12 protein-coding genes and 1 tRNA gene are annotated in these 20,249 nt (G+C 69.7%); 8 read left to right on the forward strand and 5 right to left on the reverse strand.

From position 1 onward, the window contains the following. Positions 1-7 precede the first annotated feature (7 nt). On the reverse strand, positions 8-1,372 hold the full coding sequence (locus tag NQ036_RS10275) for a hypothetical protein (RefSeq protein WP_257047966.1): 1,365 nt from the start codon (positions 1,370-1,372) through the stop codon (positions 8-10). A gap of 85 nt (positions 1,373-1,457) precedes the next feature. On the opposite strand from NQ036_RS10275, the gene topA reads away from it, so the two are divergent. Next, a complete protein-coding gene (gene topA, locus NQ036_RS10280; protein WP_373456758.1) occupies positions 1,458-4,340 on the forward strand; it encodes a type I DNA topoisomerase in 2,883 nt (960 codons plus the stop codon). 64 nt (positions 4,341-4,404) lie between these two features. On the opposite strand, the gene NQ036_RS10285 is transcribed toward topA, so the two are convergent. After that, positions 4,405-5,160, reverse strand: a complete 756-nt coding sequence (locus NQ036_RS10285) for a lipoate--protein ligase family protein (protein WP_257047973.1) — start codon at positions 5,158-5,160, stop codon at positions 4,405-4,407. A gap of 68 nt (positions 5,161-5,228) precedes the next feature. Between NQ036_RS10285 and tmk the strand changes: the two genes are divergently transcribed. Together tmk and NQ036_RS10295 are read left to right on the forward strand one after the other, a co-directional pair. Next, complete coding sequence (gene tmk / locus NQ036_RS15820; protein WP_257058715.1) at positions 5,229-7,940, forward strand: dTMP kinase; 2,712 nt, start codon at positions 5,229-5,231, stop codon at positions 7,938-7,940. Next, a complete protein-coding gene (locus tag NQ036_RS10295) occupies positions 7,937-9,097 on the forward strand; it encodes a DNA polymerase III subunit delta' (RefSeq protein ID WP_257047975.1) in 1,161 nt (386 codons plus the stop codon). The genes tmk and NQ036_RS10295 overlap by 4 nt, the downstream gene beginning before the upstream one ends. A gap of 30 nt (positions 9,098-9,127) precedes the next feature. Here NQ036_RS10295 and NQ036_RS10300 read toward each other — a convergent pair whose 3' ends face one another. Next, positions 9,128-10,240 (reverse strand): M20/M25/M40 family metallo-hydrolase, encoded by a 1,113-nt coding sequence (locus tag NQ036_RS10300; protein WP_257058717.1) that lies wholly within the window; start codon positions 10,238-10,240, stop codon positions 9,128-9,130. Between the two features lie 130 nt (positions 10,241-10,370). Here NQ036_RS10300 and NQ036_RS10305 point away from each other — a divergent pair. Both NQ036_RS10305 and NQ036_RS10310 read left to right on the forward strand, forming a co-directional pair. Next, positions 10,371-10,443 (forward strand) — tRNA-Thr (locus tag NQ036_RS10305). 122 nt (positions 10,444-10,565) lie between these two features. Continuing rightward, positions 10,566-11,429 carry a universal stress protein gene (locus NQ036_RS10310; protein WP_257058719.1) on the forward strand — a complete coding sequence of 288 codons (864 nt, stop codon included), beginning with the start codon at positions 10,566-10,568 and terminating at the stop codon, positions 11,427-11,429. A gap of 50 nt (positions 11,430-11,479) precedes the next feature. Here NQ036_RS10310 and NQ036_RS10315 read toward each other — a convergent pair whose 3' ends face one another. Beyond that, positions 11,480-13,273: a hypothetical protein gene (locus tag NQ036_RS10315; protein ID WP_257058720.1), complete on the reverse strand. Its 1,794-nt coding sequence runs from the start codon at positions 13,271-13,273 to the stop codon at positions 11,480-11,482. Between the two features lie 153 nt (positions 13,274-13,426). Between NQ036_RS10315 and NQ036_RS10320 the strand changes: the two genes are divergently transcribed. The 3 genes from NQ036_RS10320 to NQ036_RS10330 are packed head-to-tail and all read left to right on the forward strand — an operon-like array spanning position 13,427 to position 18,296. Then, entirely contained in the window at positions 13,427-15,046 is a 1,620-nt protein-coding gene (locus tag NQ036_RS10320; RefSeq protein ID WP_257058722.1) for a carboxyl transferase domain-containing protein, read from the forward strand. A 5-nt stretch (positions 15,047-15,051) separates the two neighbouring features. Further along, positions 15,052-17,073, forward strand: coding sequence for a biotin carboxylase N-terminal domain-containing protein (locus tag NQ036_RS10325; RefSeq protein WP_257047982.1), 2,022 nt, complete (start codon positions 15,052-15,054; stop codon positions 17,071-17,073). 2 nt (positions 17,074-17,075) lie between these two features. Further along, on the forward strand, positions 17,076-18,296 hold the full coding sequence (locus tag NQ036_RS10330; RefSeq protein WP_257058723.1) for an acyl-CoA dehydrogenase family protein: 1,221 nt from the start codon (positions 17,076-17,078) through the stop codon (positions 18,294-18,296). A gap of 78 nt (positions 18,297-18,374) precedes the next feature. Here NQ036_RS10330 and NQ036_RS10335 read toward each other — a convergent pair whose 3' ends face one another. Further along, positions 18,375-20,165, reverse strand: a complete 1,791-nt coding sequence (locus tag NQ036_RS10335; protein ID WP_257058725.1) for a phosphatase PAP2 family protein — start codon at positions 20,163-20,165, stop codon at positions 18,375-18,377. Between the last annotated feature and the right edge of the window lie 84 nt (positions 20,166-20,249).

The following is a 20,249-nucleotide window of genomic DNA, read 5'->3' on the forward strand; positions in this document are numbered from 1 at the left end:
CCCGGCGTCAGTCGCGGACCCAGTGGCCGGGATCGGGTTCGTCGCACCAGCGCCAGGTGACGGTGCGCCCCATCCGCTGGGGTAGGTCGTGCAGCCAGAAGGTCTCATCGGGATTCCACCCGGCCATGACGGTCGCCTCATTGCCGTGGCCGATCCGCTTGTCACCTGGCAGCCAGCCCATTCCGCCCACGGGCAGGGCGCGCCCCGCGGTGCGCAGATAGCCCGCCAGGCTCACGTGCACGGCATCGTAGTGTTCGGCCACCTGCTGCCAGTCCGGGATGAGCCAGCGGACATCGCGGCCGGTGGCCAGGTACCAGACATTGCGGCGGGAGGCGGAGACGTCCAGGGGGAAGCGCCGGACCAGGACGACCCAGTCCTCGGGCGTGTGGATCTCGTGGATCCGCATGGCCGAACCGACCGGGGGCAGACAGGCGGTGACCCGTGCGGTCTCCGGGTCGAAGGAATCCTCCACCAGATACAGTTCGCTGGGCCCCGGCGCCAGGGGATACGGGCCCGAGGTGGTGGTCAGGTTGCGCGGCGGGCACGACCACCATTCCCCGCCGGCCATCGCGCCGGGATCGCGTTTGAAGTGTTTGCGGTCCCGTTGTTCGGCGTCGACCGTCTGGGACCACCAGTCCAGCAGGACGGCGGTGGCCGGCTGCGGATTGAGTTCCGACTCGGCAAGGGCCCCGGAGCCGGTGCCCGCTGCGGAGTCCGTGCCGGCTCCGGTTCCGGCCTCGGCCATATCCTCGTCCTCGATCCAGTCGACGGCGAACTGCTCACCGGGATCACAGACGGCCTCCCAGCCGTGCAGCGCGCCCGAGTCCACCAGGAGCCCTGCGACCCGGCGCAGGCATGCTGCGACCCGTGGGTTCTCCGCCAGCAGATCGTCCCCGTCGGGCTCCTGCCAGTAGCGGGCGTTGTTGATCGCAATGCCCCAGGCCTCGTCGAGCATTCCGGCGGTCGCCGCCGGTGCGAATTCGCCCAGCAGCCGCAGGGCGCGGCCGAGTGCCGCACCCGCGGCGGCCGCGGACCGCTGTGGGTCGGGGTCGTCATCCGGGTCGGGGGAGAGGGCCTCGGCCGGCAGCATGCTGTAGACCAGGCCGGAGCCCGGGCCGAAGAGGCCCCAGTCGCGCGGTTCGCGCGTCGAGTACCGGACCACGGTGGAACCGGCGCCCGGATCCAGCGCATATGAGGCCTCGCCCACGGTGGAGAACAGCTCCTTCAGTTCCCTGCCGATGCGATCGAGCGGCTTCCCTGAGCCGTCGGAGTGCGCGGCGAAGACCCGGCCCAAGGCCACCTGGAGGAACTCGAGGACCAGCCTGCGGCCGCGCGGGCCGTCGAGCAGATCCGCAGCACTTAGATCAGCCATATGGCCAGCCTACCTGCGTGGAGGGTGAGTGTCCCGCGTTCGCCAAGCGGGTACCTTATATATAGGGTGGGCTGCGGACGCACCAATGCGCACCAATCCGTGTCCAAGAAAAGTCGAAAGGAACGCAGTGCCCACAACTGCTTCTCATCCGCGTCGCCTGGTCATCGTCGAGTCGCCAACGAAGGCGCGCACGATCGTCGGCTATCTGGGCGACGGCTACGACGTCGAGGCCTCGGTCGGTCACATCCGCGACCTGCCGCAGCCCTCGGAACTGCCCCCGGAGATGAAAAAGGGCCCCTACGGCAAGTTCGCCGTGGATGTGGAGAACGACTTCAAGCCCTACTACCGGGTCGACCCCGGCAAGAAGAAGAAGGTCGCGGAACTCAAGCGCCTGCTCAAGGACGCCGACGAACTCTATCTGGCAACCGATGAGGACCGGGAGGGCGAGGCGATCGCCTGGCACCTGCTCGAAGTGCTCAAGCCCAAGGTCCCGGTCAAGCGCATGGTGTTCCACGAGATCACCCCCGAGGCCATCCAGCGCGCCCTGACGAACACCCGCGAGATCGACGGGGCACTGGTCGACGCGCAGGAGACCCGCCGCGTCCTCGACCGCCTCTACGGCTACGAGGTCTCGCCCGTGCTGTGGCGCAAAGTGGGATCCGGCCTGTCCGCCGGCCGCGTGCAGTCGGTGGCGACCCGCCTGGTCGTCCAGCGCGAACGCGAGCGCATGGCCTTCGTGTCCGCGTCCTACTGGGACCTGGACGTGGAACTCAAAGCCCCCGACGGCACGGTCGCACCCAAGGACGCCGCACCCTTCCCCGCCCGCCTGACCAGCTACAACGGCACCCGGGTGGCCACCGGCCGCGACTTCGACGACCGTGGCAAGCTCAAGGCCAAGTCGGATGTGGTGGTGCTCGACGAGGCCATCGCCACCGGACTGGCCGAAGCGCTGAACGGCCCGGCCCACGATGCGCTGAGCGTTTCCGGGCTGGAGACCAAGCCGTACTCGCGCAAGCCCGCGGCGCCCTTCACCACCTCGACCCTGCAGCAGGAGGCCGGGCGCAAACTGCGGATGAGCTCGCGCCAGGCCATGCGGACCGCGCAGTCGCTGTACGAGAACGGCTACATCACGTACATGCGTACCGACTCGTCGATGCTCTCAGGGCAGGCGATCAGTGCTGCGCGCAGCCAGATCTCGGAGCTCTACGGCCCCGAATACGTGCCGAACTCCCCGCGCGTCTACGCCGCGAAGTCCAAGGGCGCGCAGGAGGCCCACGAGGCGATCCGGCCCGCCGGCGATTCCTTCCGCACCCCGGCACAGGTGTCCGGCAAACTCTCCGGCGACGAATTCCGGCTCTACGACCTGATCTGGAAGCGCACCGTGGCCAGCCAGATGGCCGATGCCAAGGGCAAGACCGCCACGATGCGGATCGAAGCGCAGCTGCCGGCCGGAGCGGACGGTGCCGAGCGCACCGCCGGCTTCACCGCCTCGGGCACGGTCATCACCTTCCGCGGTTTCCTGGCCGCCTACGAGGAGGGCCGCGACCAGGAGCGCTACGACGCGTCCAAGGGCGAATCCCGCCTGCCCGAGGTCGCCGAGGGCTCCGCACTGTCCGTGGCCCACGCGGCCCCGGCCGGGCACCAGACCGCCCCGCCGCCGCGCTTCACCGAGGCCAGCCTGGTCAAGCAGCTCGAAGAGCTGGGGATCGGCCGGCCCTCGACCTACGCCGCGATCATCTCGACGATCCAGGACCGCGGCTACGTCCGCAACCGCGGCTCCGCCCTGGTGCCCACCTGGGTCGCATTCTCCGTGGTGCGCCTGCTCGAAGGGCACTTCGGCGACCTGGTGGACTACCAGTTCACCGCCGACCTGGAAAGCGACCTGGACCATGTGGCCAGCGGTGAGCGCCGCGGCGCGGACTGGCTGGCCGACTTCTACTACGGCGACAAGTCCGCCGGCCACCCCGGCCTCAAACCCACCGTGGACGATCTGGGCGATATCGACGCCCGTGAGATCAACACGGTGCGCATCGACGACGGAGTCGCCCTGCGGGTGGGCCGCTACGGGCCCTATCTGGAGGTCACGGCACCCGCCGGCGGTTTGCAGGAGGGCGACGATCCCAAGCGCGTATCCGTCCCGGACGACCTGGCCCCGGACGAACTGACGCGCGAGAAGGCCGCCGAACTCATCGCCGGCGCCGGCGACGGGGACCGCGAACTGGGTGTGGACCCGGCCTCCGGGCACACGATCGTGGCCAAGACCGGCCGCTTCGGCCCCTACGTCACGGAGATCATCCCCGAAGCAGAACAGGGCAAGGGCAAGAAGAAGGTCAAGCCGCGCACCGGATCGCTGCTCAAATCCATGGACCTGGGCACCGTCGACCTGGACCAGGCGCTGCAACTGCTGAGCCTGCCCAGGGAGGTGGGCAAGGACGCGGACGGCGTGGCCATCACCGCGCAGAACGGCCGGTACGGGCCGTACCTGAAGAAGGGCACGGACTCGCGCTCGCTGGAGACCGAGGAGCAGATCTTCTCCATCACCCTTGAGGAAGCGGAGAAGATCTACGCCCAGCCCAAGACCAGGGGCCGACGGGCCGCCGCGGCTCCGCTCAAGGAGTTCGGCGCCGATCCGGTCAGCGAGAAGCCGGTGGTGCTCAAGGACGGCCGCTTCGGCCCCTACGTCACCGACGGGACGACGAACGCCACCCTGCGCAAGGACGATTCGGTCGAGTCGATCACCCCGGAGCGTGCCTTCGAGCTGATCGCCGAGAAACGCGCCAAGGGCCCGGCGAAGAAGCGCGGGGCCGCGAAGAAGGCACCGGCGAAGAAGACGACCACCAAGAAGACGACGGCCGCGAAGACGGAGGCCGAGAAGAAGGCCGCCCGCTCGGCCGCCGCGAAGAAAGCCGCCGCGACCCGGAAGGCCAATGCGGCGAAGAAGGCGGCCGAGGCCGCGGGCCAGAGCTGAGCACCCCCGCGCCGGCGGGGTCCGCCCCGTCGGCCCGGGCCCTCGGGTGCCCGCGCGCCGGAACTCAGCCGCGCGGCAGCCGCTGCCGGTCGTTGTACGGCCGCGCGGCGGCCAGCTCCGCCGCGGTGAAGTCGCCTGCGACCAGGGTGTAGTGCTCCCGGTATGCGGCCAGGAGTGATTCGTGCACCTGCTCGACCGTCACCTCCGGATGGATCTCGTCGATCGCCCCGCCAGTGGCCGGATCCCACTCCACACCCAGGGCCGCCTCGATGTCGGTCAGTGCCGCGCGCACCCGGGCGGCGTCCGTGACGATGATCGACGAGGAGAACAGCCAGCCGCGGTTCGTCACCCGCTGGGCCGTGCCGATCGCCTTGATCCGCCCCGCCACATTCACACTGTGCTCACCCGGGCAGTACTCGCCGGGGATCTCACCCATCTGGGCATCCACCCCCACCGCGCGCAGGGCCGCGGCGTACATCAGCCCGAACTGCGTGAACCGCTCCTGCGTGCCGGAGAGCAGATCATCGGCCGGCTCCACATGATCGACCACCAGGGAACCCTCCGTATAGACGGCGACCCGCCCGCCCAGGGTGCGCAGCGCCGGGGTCAGCCCGTGGTCCAGCGCGGCCTCGATCGCGGCGGGGAAGCCCGGCAGGAACCGGTCACGCGCGCCGAACACCGCGGTGGGCGCCGGACGGTAGATCCGCAGGGCGGCACCGCGCTCGCGGGAGCGGACCCGGTCCAGCAGGACACGGGCCAGGGACAGAGCGGTCAGGGGGTCCTGGCTGCCGATAGGCAACAGTGTGAGTTCGGGTAGCACGCTTCAAGCGTACCCATCCGGCGCGCTGTGCGGGCTCTACGTCCGTGCTGCCAAGTAGGCTTGGAGTCGTGAGTACTTTAGAGCCACCGGTGAAGCGCACGACCCTGGGCCATCTTGTACTGGAGACCAGCTCCTGGCTCGTCGTCGTGACGACGGCCGCGCTGTGCTATTGCATCGGCGGAATGATAGGGATCTCAGGGGTGCTGTGGCCGGCGCGACTGGGCGGGGTCTGGCATGCGCAGACCTCCGGCGGATTCGACTTCTCCACCGGCACCTGGTGGCTGCTGATCGCAGCCGTCGTGCTCAGCGTGGGCTTCATCGTGCCACAGAAGGTCTTCGAACAGATGCTGCCGGCGGTGCGTTCGAAGGTGCTGACCGGCTTGGGCGCCGCCACCGGCGTGGTCGCCGGGGTCTTCGCCTTCGTGCCCAGCGCCTGGCTGGGCTGGACGGCCTGCCTGCTGCTCGGCGCGCTGTTGGCGGCGGTGACCCGGCACGTCCCCCAGCTGCATCGCAAGCCGTGGCGCACTGCCGGGATCGGCGTGGGCGTCAGCCTGTTCGTCCTGGCCATCGCCCAGCTGGCGGTCGGCACCGGTGCAGCGGCCGGCACGCTGTCGTGGCTGCTGGCGCTCGGTGCCCTCGGCGTATTGGCCGGTTCGCTCCTGGTGTTCCTGTCCCCGGACGTGAACCCTGCGGATCTGCCCCAGCCCACTGCTGCGATCAACACGCGCCAGGCCCTGCCCGGCACCCGCGCGCCCGTTGACATCGCCAATCCCTGGGTCTGCCATCTGTTGGTCGCCCTGCTTGCCGCGGGCCTGGTGCTGGCCCTGCCGGTGGTCACGGAGAACGGATACGGGCTGGCCGGCTTCGCCCTGGCGGTTCTGGCGATCCTGGGCGGTTGGGCATCCGGCTACGAGGTCGGGCCGACCTTCGCACCGGGCATGTCGCGTCCGCGTCTGACATCGTTGGCACTGGTGGCGGCCGGCCTGGCCGGTGTCGGCACCGGCGTGCTGACCGAGCTCTCCGGCCTGGTGCTGATGAGCTTCCTCGCCGCATTCTGTGTGGGGGTGGGGCTGCGCGCCCAGCCCTACCCGATCAGCCGCCGCTACGGCTTGGCCGCCGGTGGCCTGCTGGGCCTGGTGCTGGCGGCCCTGCTGCCGCGTTTCGACGTGGCCTTCAATGCGGACTTCACCTGGAGCATGACCCCGGCGATGGGCACGCACATCCTGCTGGGCCTGGCCGCGATCGTTGCCGGCGTCATCGCCCTGTTCACCTTCGCCCCGCAGGGCATCCGGGGGATCGGCGTGGACCTGGTCCACGCCTTCACCCCGTTGCGCACGGCGGTGGCGCAGGCCGCTGCACAGAAGACAGGGGAGGCGGGTGTCGATGACACCGCCGATTCCGCCGAGGACGCGGCGACCACCGTGCTGTCGGCCGGGCACGGGTCCTCTGCAGACTCGGCCGCGGGGTCGGCGGCCGGGCCCGCTGCGGGTCCCTCCGCAGGTACGGCGGCTCCGGAACATCCCGGTGTCTTCATCACCTTCGAGGGGATCGACGGTTCGGGCAAGACGACCCAGCTGCGCTTGCTGGCCCAGCACCTCAAGGACAACGGACTGGACGATGTCGTATCCACCCGTGAACCGGGCGGGACCCCGGCCGGGGTGCAGATCCGGCAGGTCGTGCAGGGTGGGGATCCGGTGGCTCCGCGGGCGGAGGCACTGCTCTACGCAGCCGACCGGGCCGACCACGTGGCCTCCCTGGTGCGTCCTGCCCTGGAACGTGGGGCGGTGGTGCTCGGCGATCGCTACACGGATTCCTCCATCGCCTATCAGGCCGCGGGCCGGGAACTGTCCGCCGAGGACATCGCGGGGCTCTCGGAGTGGGCCACCCTGGGGCTCCGGCCCGATCTGACCGTGCTCATCGACGCGGATCTGGCGGCGGCGGGCAAGCGGACTGCCGAACGCGGGGAGGAGAACCACTTCGACCGCGAGGCCGACGACTTCCGCACACGCGTGCGCCGGGCCTTCCGGGAACTGGCCCAGGCCGACCCGCAGCGCTATGTCGTGATCGACGGGACGCGCGGTGTCGAGGAGGTCGCCGCCGATGTGGTGGGTGCCCTGGACCCGCTCATTGCAGCCCGGATCGCCGATTACGAGGCTCCCGGTCCGCTGGGCGATGACGCCGCGGAGCCGGAGCCGGACTCCGAGCAGGCGACCGAAACAGATTCCGAAACCGATTCCGGGGCCGGGTCTGAAACCGATTCTGAAACCGCGGAGGTCGACGAGGAGATCGAGGACCTGGACTCCGACGTCGAACTCGAGGACCTCGAAGCCGAGGTCGACGAGCTCGAGGGTGAAGTCGAACGGGATCCGGACGACGACTATCTGCCGGAATTCCTGCGTGAGGGCATGGACCCCGAAGAGGTCCACTGGGCCTCGCAGGTGGCCACTGACCGCATTATGGAACGGGGAGAGCGCGCGGCGAGGTCCGAATCAGGGGAACCGGACGGGGCCGGTGAACCGGCGGACGCGGACCCGGTGGATGTGGAGCCGGAGGATGTGGAGCCGGGGGAGGCGGAGCCCGAACCCGCGCAGCAGGCGGAGGAGGCCTCGGCCCCGGAAGAGCCGGAGGAGGCGCCCACCACGGCGCTGCGGCCCCGCTTCGATTCCAGCCGGCTGCGCGCGCAGGCGCAGATCGAACGGCAGGCCAGGGAACGACTGCGCCAGGCGAAGCTGCGCCAGCAGCAGGCCAAGAACACGCGTGAAGACGGTGACCGTCAGTGAGCGTCTGGGGTGAACTCGTCGGCCAGTCCGCTGCGATCGACGTGCTGTCCCACGCCGCGCACGCCGCGGCCACCGGTAGCGCGGGGATGACCCACGCCTGGCTCATCACTGGCCCACCGGGATCCGGTCGGTCGAATGCTGCGCGCGCCTTCGCAGCGGCCCTGCTCACCCCGGACGAGGGTGCCGCGGATACGCCCGCCGCGCGCCGGGCCCTGGCCGGGACACACGAATCGATGACCGTCATGTCCACGCAGAAGGCGCTCATCACGATCGACGAGGTGCGCGAACTGGTGGGCACCGCCCAGACGGCACCGGTCAACGCCGATTGGCGCGTGATGATCATCGAGGACGCGGACAGGATGACGGAGCGCACCTCGAACGTGTTGCTCAAATCCATTGAGGAACCGCCGCCGGCCACCGTGTGGATCCTGTGCGCGCCCAGTCCCGAGGATGTGCTGACGACCATCAGATCGCGCTGTCGCAATGTCAATCTGCGCATTCCCCCGGTCCAGGCGATCGCGGATCTGCTGGTGTCACGCGACGGCGTCGATCCGGAGCGGGCACGGTGGGCGGCCGCCGCGGCGCAGAACCACATCGGCCGGGCCCGGTACCTGGCCAGGGACCAGGACGCGGCGCTGGACCGCGAACACGTGCTGGGCATCCCCGGGCGGTTGAAGTCCGTGGGCGCGACCGTGCGCCTGGCCGCCAAGATGGTCGACCTGGCTCAGGAACGCGCGGCAGCGCGGACCGCGGAGCGCAACGCACAGGAACGCTCCCGGCTGTTGACCACCCTGGGGGTGGAGGAGGGTAAACCGGCGCCTCCGGCCCTGCGCGCCCAGGTCAAGCGCCTCGAAGAGGAACAGAAGCGCAGGGACGCCCGCGCCCGCAGCGATGAACTCGATGCGATGCTGCTGGAGTTGCTGTCGCTCTACCGCGATGTGCTGCTGTTCCAGCTGGGGCGCACCGATGGCTGGATCAACCTGGGCTCGGAGGAGCGGATTCGCAAACTTGCCCAGGACGGGGACGCCGAGTCCACCCTCAAGCGCATCGACGTGCTCGGCCTGGCGCGCCGCCGACTGCAGACGAACACCGCTCCGCTGCTGATCATGGAGGCGGCCTTCATCGGCCTGTCGAATCCCTGGCTCAGCGTGGACTGACCCGCCCGTCCCCGCGCAGGTGTGCGGAGCTCAGCCCAGCAGCTGGTCGACCAGGTGGGCGACCAGTTCGACGCGGCGCGGGATCCACTCGATCAGCGCGTGTTCGGTGTCGGCGTGCGAACCGCCGCCCACCGTGCCCAGCCCGTCCAGGGTCGGCACGCCCAGGCCCGCGGTGAAGTTCCCGTCGGAGCCGCCGCCCACCTCGACCTCGGCCAGGGCCGGATGCCCCAGTTCCCCTGCGATCCTTGCGGCGCGTTCGAACAGGGGCAGGGCCAGGGCACGCTCCAGCGGGGGCCGGTTGATCCCGCCGTAGAGTTCCAGCCCGGCCCCGGGGATCTCCGGGCGCAGCCCGTGCAGCAGGCGGTCGACCAGCACCTGTTCGTGCGCGGTCTGCGCGCGCGAGTCGATTGCGACGGAGGCCTGCGCGGGAATGGTGTTCGTGGTCGTCCCCGAGGTCATGACGGTGGGGGTGACCGAGGTGCCGTCGGCCGTCTGCCGGTCCAGGGCGGCGATGCGCAGCACCTGGGCGGCGACCTCGGTGGTGGCGTTGATGCCCTTCTCCGGTTCGACACCGGCGTGGGAGGCCCGACCGGTGATCTCCAACCGGTACAGGGCAACGCCCTTGCGACCGGTCTTCACCGCGCCCTCCCGGTGGCCTTCGCCGCTTTCGAACACGAGTGCGGCCTCTGCGCCGGCGGCCTCGGCCTCGATGATGCCGCGCGAGGACACCGAGCCGATCTCCTCATCGCCGGTGATGAGCAGGCTGACCCCGTCGAGGTTCCCGCGGCTCGCGCGCACGGCGGCCAGGGCGTGCAGGGCGATGAGGTCCCCGCCCTTCATATCGTCGGTGCCGGGGCCGCGGACCACGCCGGCGCGAATCGAGAAGGGAATGCGCTCCAGGGTGCCCAGCGGCCAGACCGTGTCGTGGTGGCCGATCAGCAAGACCCGGCGGGGGCCCGAGCCGAAGCGCCAGAGCAGGTGCGGGGCGTCACCGGGGGTCAGGACCCGCGGAGCGGCACCCAGCAGCGAGGCTCCCACGCGTGCCACCAGATGGGCGGAGCGCGACAGTGCTGCGGGGTCCGAGGTGGGGGATTCGCATTCGACCAGGGTCTTGAACTGGGAGAGGAAGAGCTCGAGGTCCATTCGTCCAGTCTACGGGGCACTGCGTCGGTGGGGCATGGCCCCGGCGCGCTGCGCCCGACTCGCCTGTGGTCGACATCTCAATTCGCAGCTTTGACCTGGAGGCAGCCGAGCCGATAGAGTTATCTGCGTTGCCGCTTTAGCTCAGTCGGCAGAGCGTCTCACTCGTAATGAGAAGGTCGAGAGTTCGATTCTCTCAAGCGGCTCGGCAATCCGAACCCCGACACCATGATTCCATGGTGTCGGGGTTCTGTCGTGCCGGCGCCTGTTAGGATCTGTTGCGTAGTGCTCTGCTGCATAGTGCAAAGGCGTAACCGGGAGGCTGTCCGTGGGCAACGACAAGTTCATCGTCGTCGGAATCGACGGATCGCAGGCATCGCGGGAGGCCGCCTGGTGGGCAATGAAGGACGCCAGGTCCACCGGGATCGAAGTCCGGTTGGTCGCGGTGGTCGACGAATCCCAGCTGGAGCGGGCGGACGCCCGGCTCGAGGAGCTGGCCGACGAACTCTCCACACACGCCCCTGAAGCGGTCTTCACCACCCTGGCCACCACCGGCGATCCGGCCGAGGTGCTGGTCGACCTGGCCGCGGATGCGACCCTCCTGGTGTTGGGCGAACACGGCAAGGACGAGGCCGAGCCCGGCCGTCTGGGCACCGTGGCGGCCGGTATCCCCGGGCATGCTCTGTGCAGTGTGCTGATCCTGCGGCAGACGCCCGGGCAGAAGGCCGAATCCGAGGTTCCCGACGGCCATCCGCGCGACCGCAAGCCGGTGGTTGTCGGCTTGGACACCTCGGTGTACTCCGCGATCGCGACCATCGATGCCGCAATCTACGCCCGGGTGCTCGGCGTGCCGCTGCGGGTGCTGACGGTGATCCGCGAGGACGAACCCGGCGATCTGGTCGCCACACAGGTCGAATTCGACCTGGCCTGGTTGCGCGCGGAGGTCCCCGGCGCCGTGATCGTGCACGAATACGTGCCGGCCGCGGGCCGCACGCCCGCCGAGGTGCTGGTCGAGGCCGGCGATGAGGCCTCCGGGCTGGCCGTTGGAAAGCGCGGTATGGGGCTGTTCGAGAGCATGCGGGTACAGCTGGGGCGGACCTCGGCCGCTGTGTTGCGCGATGCGCGCTCCAGCGTGCTGTTCGTGCCGTACCGCGAGGACCGACGTTTGGAGACCCGGCGCGAGGTCCGCTGAGGCGATCCCTGCACATCCCAGGCGTCGGCGCGCTGGGATGTGCAGCCCGCTCAGTGACGGGGGTTGCGGCGGGGCCGACGCACCAGGTGTCCCAGCCAGGCCCTGGTCACCGCGTTGACCACCAGCAATGCCACGCAGGCGTAGACCAGACCCGGCACCGCCACCGCGCGGTAGGCGGAGAGCGAGAAGCCGCCGGTCGTCGCGGACACTACGGTGCTCAGGGTCCGCCACCCGAAGTGTCCATGGGGGAACGATCCCAGGAGGTTCCGTGGGAACTGGTCGGAGGTGATCTGCTCGATGAACCACCAGCCGGGCACCAGCGGCAGGATGCCGAAGGCACTGCTGAGTGCGCACATGACCAGGCTGATACTGAGGAACCCTCCGATGGTTCGCCCGAACACCGCGTCGATGGCCAGCACCGACCAGGCCGTGAGCGTGGCGACCACCAGGCACACGATCACGCACAGGAGTGAGGCGATGAGCGGGGTGAAACCGCCCAGCAGTTGTCCGCCGGTGTTCGCGAAGCCCCCGGACCAATTGCCCAGATAGCCCAGCAGAGCCCACACCCCCAGCAGGGCGAGGGTGAGGATGCCGACCGTGCCCAGGCTCAGCAGCTGTTTGGCGCCGAACGCGGTACGCGGATCGACCTGTGTGTCGACCCGCGCGTCGACTGCTGCCAGTTCGCGGGTGGCCGGACCGGACTCATGCCCCGCTTCGAGAGCACCGGGGGCGGTTTCGTGTTCGGGCTCGGAGGCGTCGGGGGCGGCCTCGTACCCACCGTATGTGCGGCGGACCCTACGGCGCACCAGCCAGGCCGAGGCGAAGCCCGCGGTCAGCGCACCGGCCACGAGCAGCAGCGGTAGGGCGCTGCGGAAGGCCAGCGTGAGCGAGTCGGCGTGCTGCTCGGGCGAGACGGTGATCGGTTCGCCGTCCTGTCCCTGCGCACCGGGCGTTACGGTATCGGACGTTTCGGTGCCGGATGTCGTCGTGCCGCTTGTGGGTGCCGCTCTGTGCCCGCCGGCCACGACAGCGGCGTCCGCGCTGGGACCCGTATTCGCACGCGCCGGCCCTGCGACCTTCTTCACCGTGAAGTCATAGGCCTGTTCGAAGGCGTTGTAGCGGGCCGTCCGGTCGGCCTTGCATTCGACGTTCGGCTTGTCGATGACGCCGGCACAATCCCATTTCAGCGCGATCAGGCGGATTTCCTTCTGGCTCTCCCGCAGGGCCGGGGCGATTGTGTCCTTCCGATACGCATCCAGGTCGAAGCCGTCCTCGGCTCGGGCATCCGGCCCGGCCAGCAGGTCCATATGGTGCGTGTAGGCCTGCGGATAACGTTCTTGTCGAGAGACTCGGTCGATCGTCTCCGTCATCGTGTCGGTAAAGCCCTTGGGGAAGACGAGCGCGGCGGCCACACTGCCATCGGCCACCAGCTTCCTGGCCTGCTTCGGCTTGACGACGGTGACCTCGGTGTTGCCGGCCGGCTGGGCCTGCAATTTGTCGGCGAAGGTCTGGGAGAAATTCCTCCACTGGGGTTTCGCATCCATGGTGGACAGTTCCCGCTGTTCATCGTCGATGCCCACCGCGACCCGGTAGTGCCCGGCCGCATGGCCCTTCCCGCCACTGGTGTTCCCGCCATCCCGGTCGGCCTGCTGAGCGTGCTTGGCCTCGGCGGCCGCCCGGTCACGGGCATCGTTGAGGATCTTCGCATCGGCCCGGAACGTGGTCAGCGGAATGTAGAGCAGAGCCAGCAACACCATGACGATGAGCGAGGCTGCCAGTGGGATCAGCGCGCTGCGGATACGATTCGCGAATATCTGACGCAGGAGGCCACTGGATGAACGCATATATCCAACTCTATGTGCTCGTCTCCTGTGTGCTGTTGGCAGCGGTATCGGTCGTCTCCCGACGAACTGGCCTAGACTCGGGACCAGGAGCCCACCGCACGACAGGCACGGGCCCCTGCACATACCTGGACACACCCTCGTACAGGAGAGTCAATGAAGACCCTGGGGACATCGGTGGACACCCACGATCCGGCCGTCAAGGCCAGGCGGGCCGCCCACACCACACTCATCGAAGCACTGCGCACACGCCTGGAGACCACAGCCCGCGGCGGGAGCGAACGGTCGCGGCAGCGCCATCTGGACCGCGGCAAACTCCTCCCGCGCGAGCGCGTGGAACGGCTATTGGATCCCGGCGCGCCCTTCCTTGAACTGAGCCCCCTGGCCGCCAACGGAATGTACGCAGACGCCTCACCGGGCGCCGGCATCATCACCGGGCTGGGCCGGGTCGCCGGGCGGATCTGCGTGATCGTGGCCAATGACGCTACCGTCAAGGGCGGGACCTACTACCCGATGACCGTCAAGAAGCACCTGCGCGCCCAGGAAGTGGCCCTGGCCAACCGGCTGCCGTGCATCTACCTGGTCGACTCAGGCGGAGCGAACCTGCCCAACCAGGACGAAGTGTTCCCCGACCGGGACCACTTCGGCCGGATCTTCTACAACCAAGCCACCCTGTCGGCCGCCGGCGTCCCCCAGCTGGCCGCGGTCCTGGGCTCGTGCACCGCCGGCGGCGCCTACGTCCCCGCGATGAGCGACGAGACCATCATCGTGGGCGACCAGGGCACGATCTTCCTCGGCGGCCCGCCCCTGGTCAAGGCCGCCACCGGCGAGGACGTCACTGCCGAGGACCTGGGCGGCGGCGCCCTGCACTCGCGCGTCTCCGGCGTCACCGACCACCTGGCGGCGAACGACGGACACGCACTGGAGATCATGCGCGACATCGTCTCCACCCTGGCGCCCCAGGACGCCCCCGCCTGGCAGCGCACCACCCCGCAGCCCCCGGCGGCCGATCCGGAGGAACTCACCGCCGTCGTCCCCGCCGACCTGAAAACCCCCTACGACGTGCGCGAGGTCATCGCCCGCCTGGTCGACGGCAGTAGCTTCCACGAATTCAAAGCCGAATACGGCACCACCCTGGTCACCGGCTTCGCCCACCTGGACGGCCACCCCGTGGGAATCGTGGCCAACAACGGCGTGCTGTTCGGCGAATCCGCACTCAAGGGCGCCCACTTCATCCAACTGTGCGATCAGCGCGACACCCCGCTGATCTTCCTGCAGAACATCACCGGCTTCATGGTCGGCCGCGACTACGAAGCCGGCGGTATCGCCAAACACGGCGCCAAAATGGTCAACGCCGTGGCCTGCGCACGCGTCCCCAAACTCACCGTCATCATCGGCGGATCCTTCGGCGCGGGCAACTACGCCATGTGCGGGCGCGCCTACGACCCCCGCTTCCTGTGGATCTGGCCCCACGCCCGGATCTCCGTGATGGGCGGGGAACAGGCCGCCGGAGTGCTCACCACCGTCAAACGCGCCCAACTGGAAGCCCGCGGCGAAACCCTCGACCCCGCCGCCGAGGCCGCCCTGCGCCAACCCACCCTCGACCAGTACGAACACCAGGGCGACCCCTACTACTCGACCGCCCGACTCTGGGACGACGGCATCATCGAACCCGCCCAGACCCGCCAGGTCCTGGCCCTGGCGCTCGAAGCCTGCCGCCACACCCCACTGACCAGACCGGGCAACGCCCCCGGCTACGGCATCTTCAGGATGTGACCGCCATGTTCCACACAGTGCTCATCGCCAACCGCGGGGAAATCGCCCTGCGCGTCATCACCACCTGCCGCCGCCTGGGCGTGCGCACCGTCGCCGTCTACTCCGACGCCGACGCCGAGGCCGCCCACACCCGGGCCGCGGACCTCGCCGTGCGCCTCGGCCCGGCCCCGGCCAAGGACTCCTACCTCGACATCGCCAAGGTCATCGCCGCGGCCCGGGCCACCGGCGCCCAGGCGATCCACCCCGGCTACGGCTTCCTGTCCGAGAACGCCGACTTCGCCCGCGCCTGCGAAGACGCCGGAATCGTGTTCCTGGGACCCGACTCCACCGCGATCGAAACCATGGGGGACAAGATCGCGGCCAAACAGGCCGTCGCCGCCCGAGGCGTCCCCCTGGTCCCCGGTGTGGCCCGGGCCGGGCTGAGCGATGCCCAACTGGCCGCCGCAGCCATGGACATCGGCCTGCCCGTGCTCATCAAACCCTCCGCCGGCGGAGGCGGCAAGGGCATGCACGCCGTCCACCACGAAGCCGAACTGCTGCCCGCCCTGGCCGCCGCCCGTCGCGAGGCCGCAGCCGGCTTCGGCGACGACACCCTGTTCCTTGAACGCCTCATCGCCCACCCCCGCCACATCGAAGTGCAGATCCTGGCAGACTCCCACGGCACCGTCATCCACCTGGGCGAACGCGAATGCTCCCTGCAGCGCCGCCACCAGAAGGTGATCGAAGAAGCACCCTCGGCCCTGCTCGACCCCGGCACCCGCGCCAGAATCGGCGAGGCCGCCCGCCAGACCGCCCTGGCCGTGGGCTACCGCGGCGCGGGCACCGTCGAATTCATCCTCAGCGCCGATCGGCCCGAAGAGTTCTTCTTCATGGAGATGAACACCCGCCTCCAGGTCGAACACCCCGTCACCGAAGAGGTCACCGGCCTGGACCTGGTCGAACAGATGCTGCTCATCGGCGCAGGCGAACCCCTGCACATCACCCAGGACCAGGTGGACCTGCACGGCCACGCGATCGAGGCGCGCATCTACGCCGAGGACCCCGCCCGCGGCTTCCTGCCCACCGGCGGCCGCGCCCTCGACGTCTGCCTGCCCGCGGCCACCGCCTTCACCCGGGCCTCGGCCCAGTCCCAGGGCAACGGCATCCGCGTCGACGCGGGACTGAGTGCGGGCCAGCCGATCGTCTCCGCCTACGACCCGATGATCGCCAAGGTCATCGCCCACGGCCCCGACCGCGCCACCGCCCTGGCTCGGCTGGACTACGCGCTCGCCGGCTGTGCGATACCCGGCATCACGACCAATATCGACTTCCTGCGCAAGCTGTTGACCAGGGACGATGTCCGCGCCGGAGACCTGACGACGGAAATCATCGACGGTCTTTCCGCTACGGAACTCGAACACGCGCCCGGGCCGATCGACCGCCTGTTCGCGGCCGCCGCGGTGGTGTCCACGGGCGGTGGGGCCGGGGCCGATCCCGCCTGGGACGGGGAACTCGCCCCGCCCGCTCCGGTGAAGGCCGGCGCATGGGACCGGCCCACCGGCTGGCGGTTGGGCCGCCCGCCGCACACCACGGTGCCGCTCCTGGAATCCGGGGAACCGGTGGCGGTCGACTATCCGTACCCGGACCTCGGCGCTGCGACGGCCACCCCCGGCTGGTCGATGACGGTCGACGGGGTGCGCCACACCGCGCGGATCTGGGCCAGGTCCGCCGATCGCCAGATCTGGGTGGCGAGTGAGCGCGGCGTCTATTCCTTCGTCCGGCCCACCGCGGACGCGAATCTTGATCCGGGTACCGTCGGGGCCGAACTCACCGCGCCGATGCCGGGTTCGGTGATCGCCGTCCACGCCGCCGACGGCGCACAGGTCACGGCGGGGCAGGCCCTGCTGGTGGTCGAGGCGATGAAGATGGAACACGTGCTCACCGCCCCCGTGGACGGGGTGCTGGCACTCGAGACGGTGCCAGGGGCCCAGGTGGCCCTGGACGAGGTACTGGCACGGGTCGTGCCGGAAACACAGAGCGAGGAGTAGTCATGGCCATCAGCTTCACCCCGGGAATGCTGCCGGAGGAGTACGAGTCCCTGCGCAGGTCCGTCGCCGATTTCGCGGACGCCGAGGTCGCGCCGGTCAGCGCCGAACTGGACCGGGCACACGCCTTCCCCTACGAACTGGTCGCCAAAATGGGCGATATGGGCCTGTTCGGACTGCCGTTCCCGGAGGAGTACAGGGGCATGGGCGGGGACTACTTCGCCCTGTGCCTGGCGATCGAGGAATTAGCGCGGGTCAACCAGTCCCTGGCCATCACCCTGGAGGCGGGCGTCTCATTGGGGGCGATGCCGATCCACCGCTTCGGCACGGACGCACAGCGCGCCGAACTGCTGCCACAGGTGATCGACGGGCGCGGCCTGGCGGCCTTCGGACTGACCGAGCCCGAGGCCGGATCGGACGCCGGCGGCACCCGCACCCGGGCGGTCCTGACCCCCGGCTCGGGCGGGCAGGACGGCACGCCCGGTTCACCCACCGGCGGCGGCACGTGGACGATCGACGGGGCGAAGTGCTTCATCACGAACTCGGGCACCTCGATCACGAAGTTCGTCACCGTCACGGCGGTCACCGGCACCCGCACCGCAGCCGACGGCTCCCCGCGCCCGGAGATCTCCACCCTCATCGTGCCCTCCGGCACCCCCGGCTTCACCGTGGAGCCGGCCTACGACAAGGTCGGCTGGAACTCCTCGGACACCCACCCACTGACCTTCGCAGGGGTCAACGTGCCAGAGGGGAACCTGCTGGGACAGCGCGGGCGCGGGTACGCGAACTTCCTGCGGATCCTCGACGAGGGCAGGATCGCCGTGGCCGCGCTCGCAGTGGGCGCCGCGCAGGGCTGCCTCGACGAATCGGTGCGCTATGCGCGCGAACGCACCGCCTTCGGCCGGCCGATTGGGGACTACCAGGGCATGTCGTTCAAGATCGCGCGGATGGCGGCCCGGACGCAGACTGCCCGGGCCGCCTATTATGCGGCGGCCTCGCGGATGCTGGCCGGCCTACCGTTCAAAACGGAGGCGGCCATTGCGAAGCTGGTGGCGGGCGAGGCCGCCATGGACAATGCGCGCGATGCCACGCAGGTCCACGGCGGGTACGGCTTCATGAACGAGTCCCCGGTCGCCCGCCACTACCGGGACTCGAAGGTCCTGGAGATCGGCGAGGGCACGACGGAGGTGCAGCTGATGTTGATCGGCCGGGAGCTGGGCCTGTAGCCCGCCGCAGGGCCTGGCCGCCGCACGCTATTACCCGCGCCCCGTATTACCGGTGCGCTGGATGAGCGTTGCCCGGTATCACCGGTGCGCGGCGGCCCGGTTCCGGCGCCTGCGGACCGTCAGCAGTACCGTGGCCCCGCCGATCACCAGCACCGCTCCGATGCCCACCGGTAGTCCGAGTTCGGTGCCGGTCGTGGGCAGTGCGCCGGTGTCCTCGCCACCGCCGGCGTTGTCACCCTCGGAGCCGCCGTCCCCGCTTGCGTCCCCGCCGGGAGCGGGCGCCGCGGTCGTCGCACTGGGCGCACTGGGCGAATCGCTGGGCTCGGTCGAGGCACTCGGCCGGCCGGCGGTCACCACCGAGGCCGCCGGCTGGCCGGGCTCGACCTTCGTGACGGTGCCGGCCTCGTCGAGCGTGACCTTCGCGCTCTGCGCTGCGGGCAGGTCGATCCGGGCCCATCCCCTGGAACTGGAATCGAGCGGGTAGCCGGCCGGGGCCTCGGTCGCGGCCAGCACCGCGGTGCGCTGTTCCTCGTTGAGCTCGGGGAAGGTCGTGACCAGGAGGTTCGCAGCACCCGCCGGCACCCTGGGTGCCTCGTCCGCGGTCCGGGTTCCACCCGTATAGCTCGTCGCCCGGTCGAATCCGTAGGTCATGCGCTCCCTGTACACCTGCAGAGCGCTGCTGCGGTCGGTCACCGGGACGGTGGCGACGGCGTCGGTGAAGGCATTGGCGTATCCGCCGGTGCCATTGGCCTTGGTTGCGGTGATGCACGCGGCCAGAGTGTCCCCGTAGCCGTCGGCCTCGCACCTGTCGGTCAGGTAGTCGACCAGCTGTTTGCGGGCCGGCTGCAGCGTGTTCTCGATGTACTTCGCATCCAGGGTCGCCGCGGTGTGGGCATGGCCCAGGATCCGGCCGCCGATCACATCGAGTGGGTAGTGCACGCCGAGCGCGATGCGGTTGTTGCCGGCTTCCGATCCGCGCGTGGCGATCTCGGGTCCCAGCTCCGGCAACAGGACTGCCAGCAGCAGTGTCTCCTCATAGGCGAATGTGGTGTGCCCGGATGGGAACGCCTGTGAGATGCCCTCGGCCATGCCGTTGTAGTCGGCGGTGTGCTTCCTGCCGTGGGCGTCGGTCCAGTCGGGGATCCGCGCGGTTTCGAGGTCGGGGGCCAACCCACGCAGGTCGTTCTCGTTCTTCTGCCCCGCGAAGCCACGGTCGCTTAAGAATGGGCGCGGATAGTTGAAGTACGGCTTCGCCGCGCCGGTCGACGACTCGGCCAGAACTCCGTCGAACGCCTTCGCGGCCCGGTCCAGTTCGCCGCCTTCGACGCCCTCGCTGAAGTATTCGGCGAGCACGGGTCCGAGCGAGTCCGGCAGGGTCTCTTTCCAGTCGTAGTCGGCATCGACCAGCGCGCGGTGCGCCTGTTCCGTGTCCTTGGCCGCCCGGGTGTTGATCTTCTTGTACAGGTCGTCATTGGCGCCCAGGATCGGGGCACCGTGTGCGGTTACGCTGCCACGGAAGCCGGTTTCCCGCTTGGTGTCGGCGGTGCTGTCGTCGTAGACCAGCGGTGTCCAGTAGTCGTCGAATTCCCGCATGAGTTCGACGTTCTCGTCGACCTTGGCCGCCTTCGCCGTGGGCTCGGCCGGGGCCCCGGCTGTGGACGGGGGCGCGGTGGGCGCCTTCGTCGAAGTGGTGGCGTCGGCCGTCGGAGCGGTGGCGGTGTCCGTCGCCGTGCTCGTGTGCGAGGGCGTGTCGCCGGGCGCGGCGGTTCCCAGTCCGGCGGCAGTGGCGGGGACGGCCGTTCCTGCGAACATGATTCCGACGGTGGTTCCGATGGCCGCGATGCGTTTGGCCGAGTGCGGGGTGAGCATATGAGCATCCTCTTCTGTGGGAGTGGGCCAGCCCGCCGGCCGGTGCACGGCGGCTGCGTGGACACGCTACGACCGGCGGGTTAA

The sequence above is a fragment of the Brevibacterium sp. 91QC2O2 genome (genome assembly GCF_024580695.1).
GTDB classification, from domain to species: domain Bacteria; phylum Actinomycetota; class Actinomycetes; order Actinomycetales; family Brevibacteriaceae; genus Brevibacterium; species Brevibacterium moorei.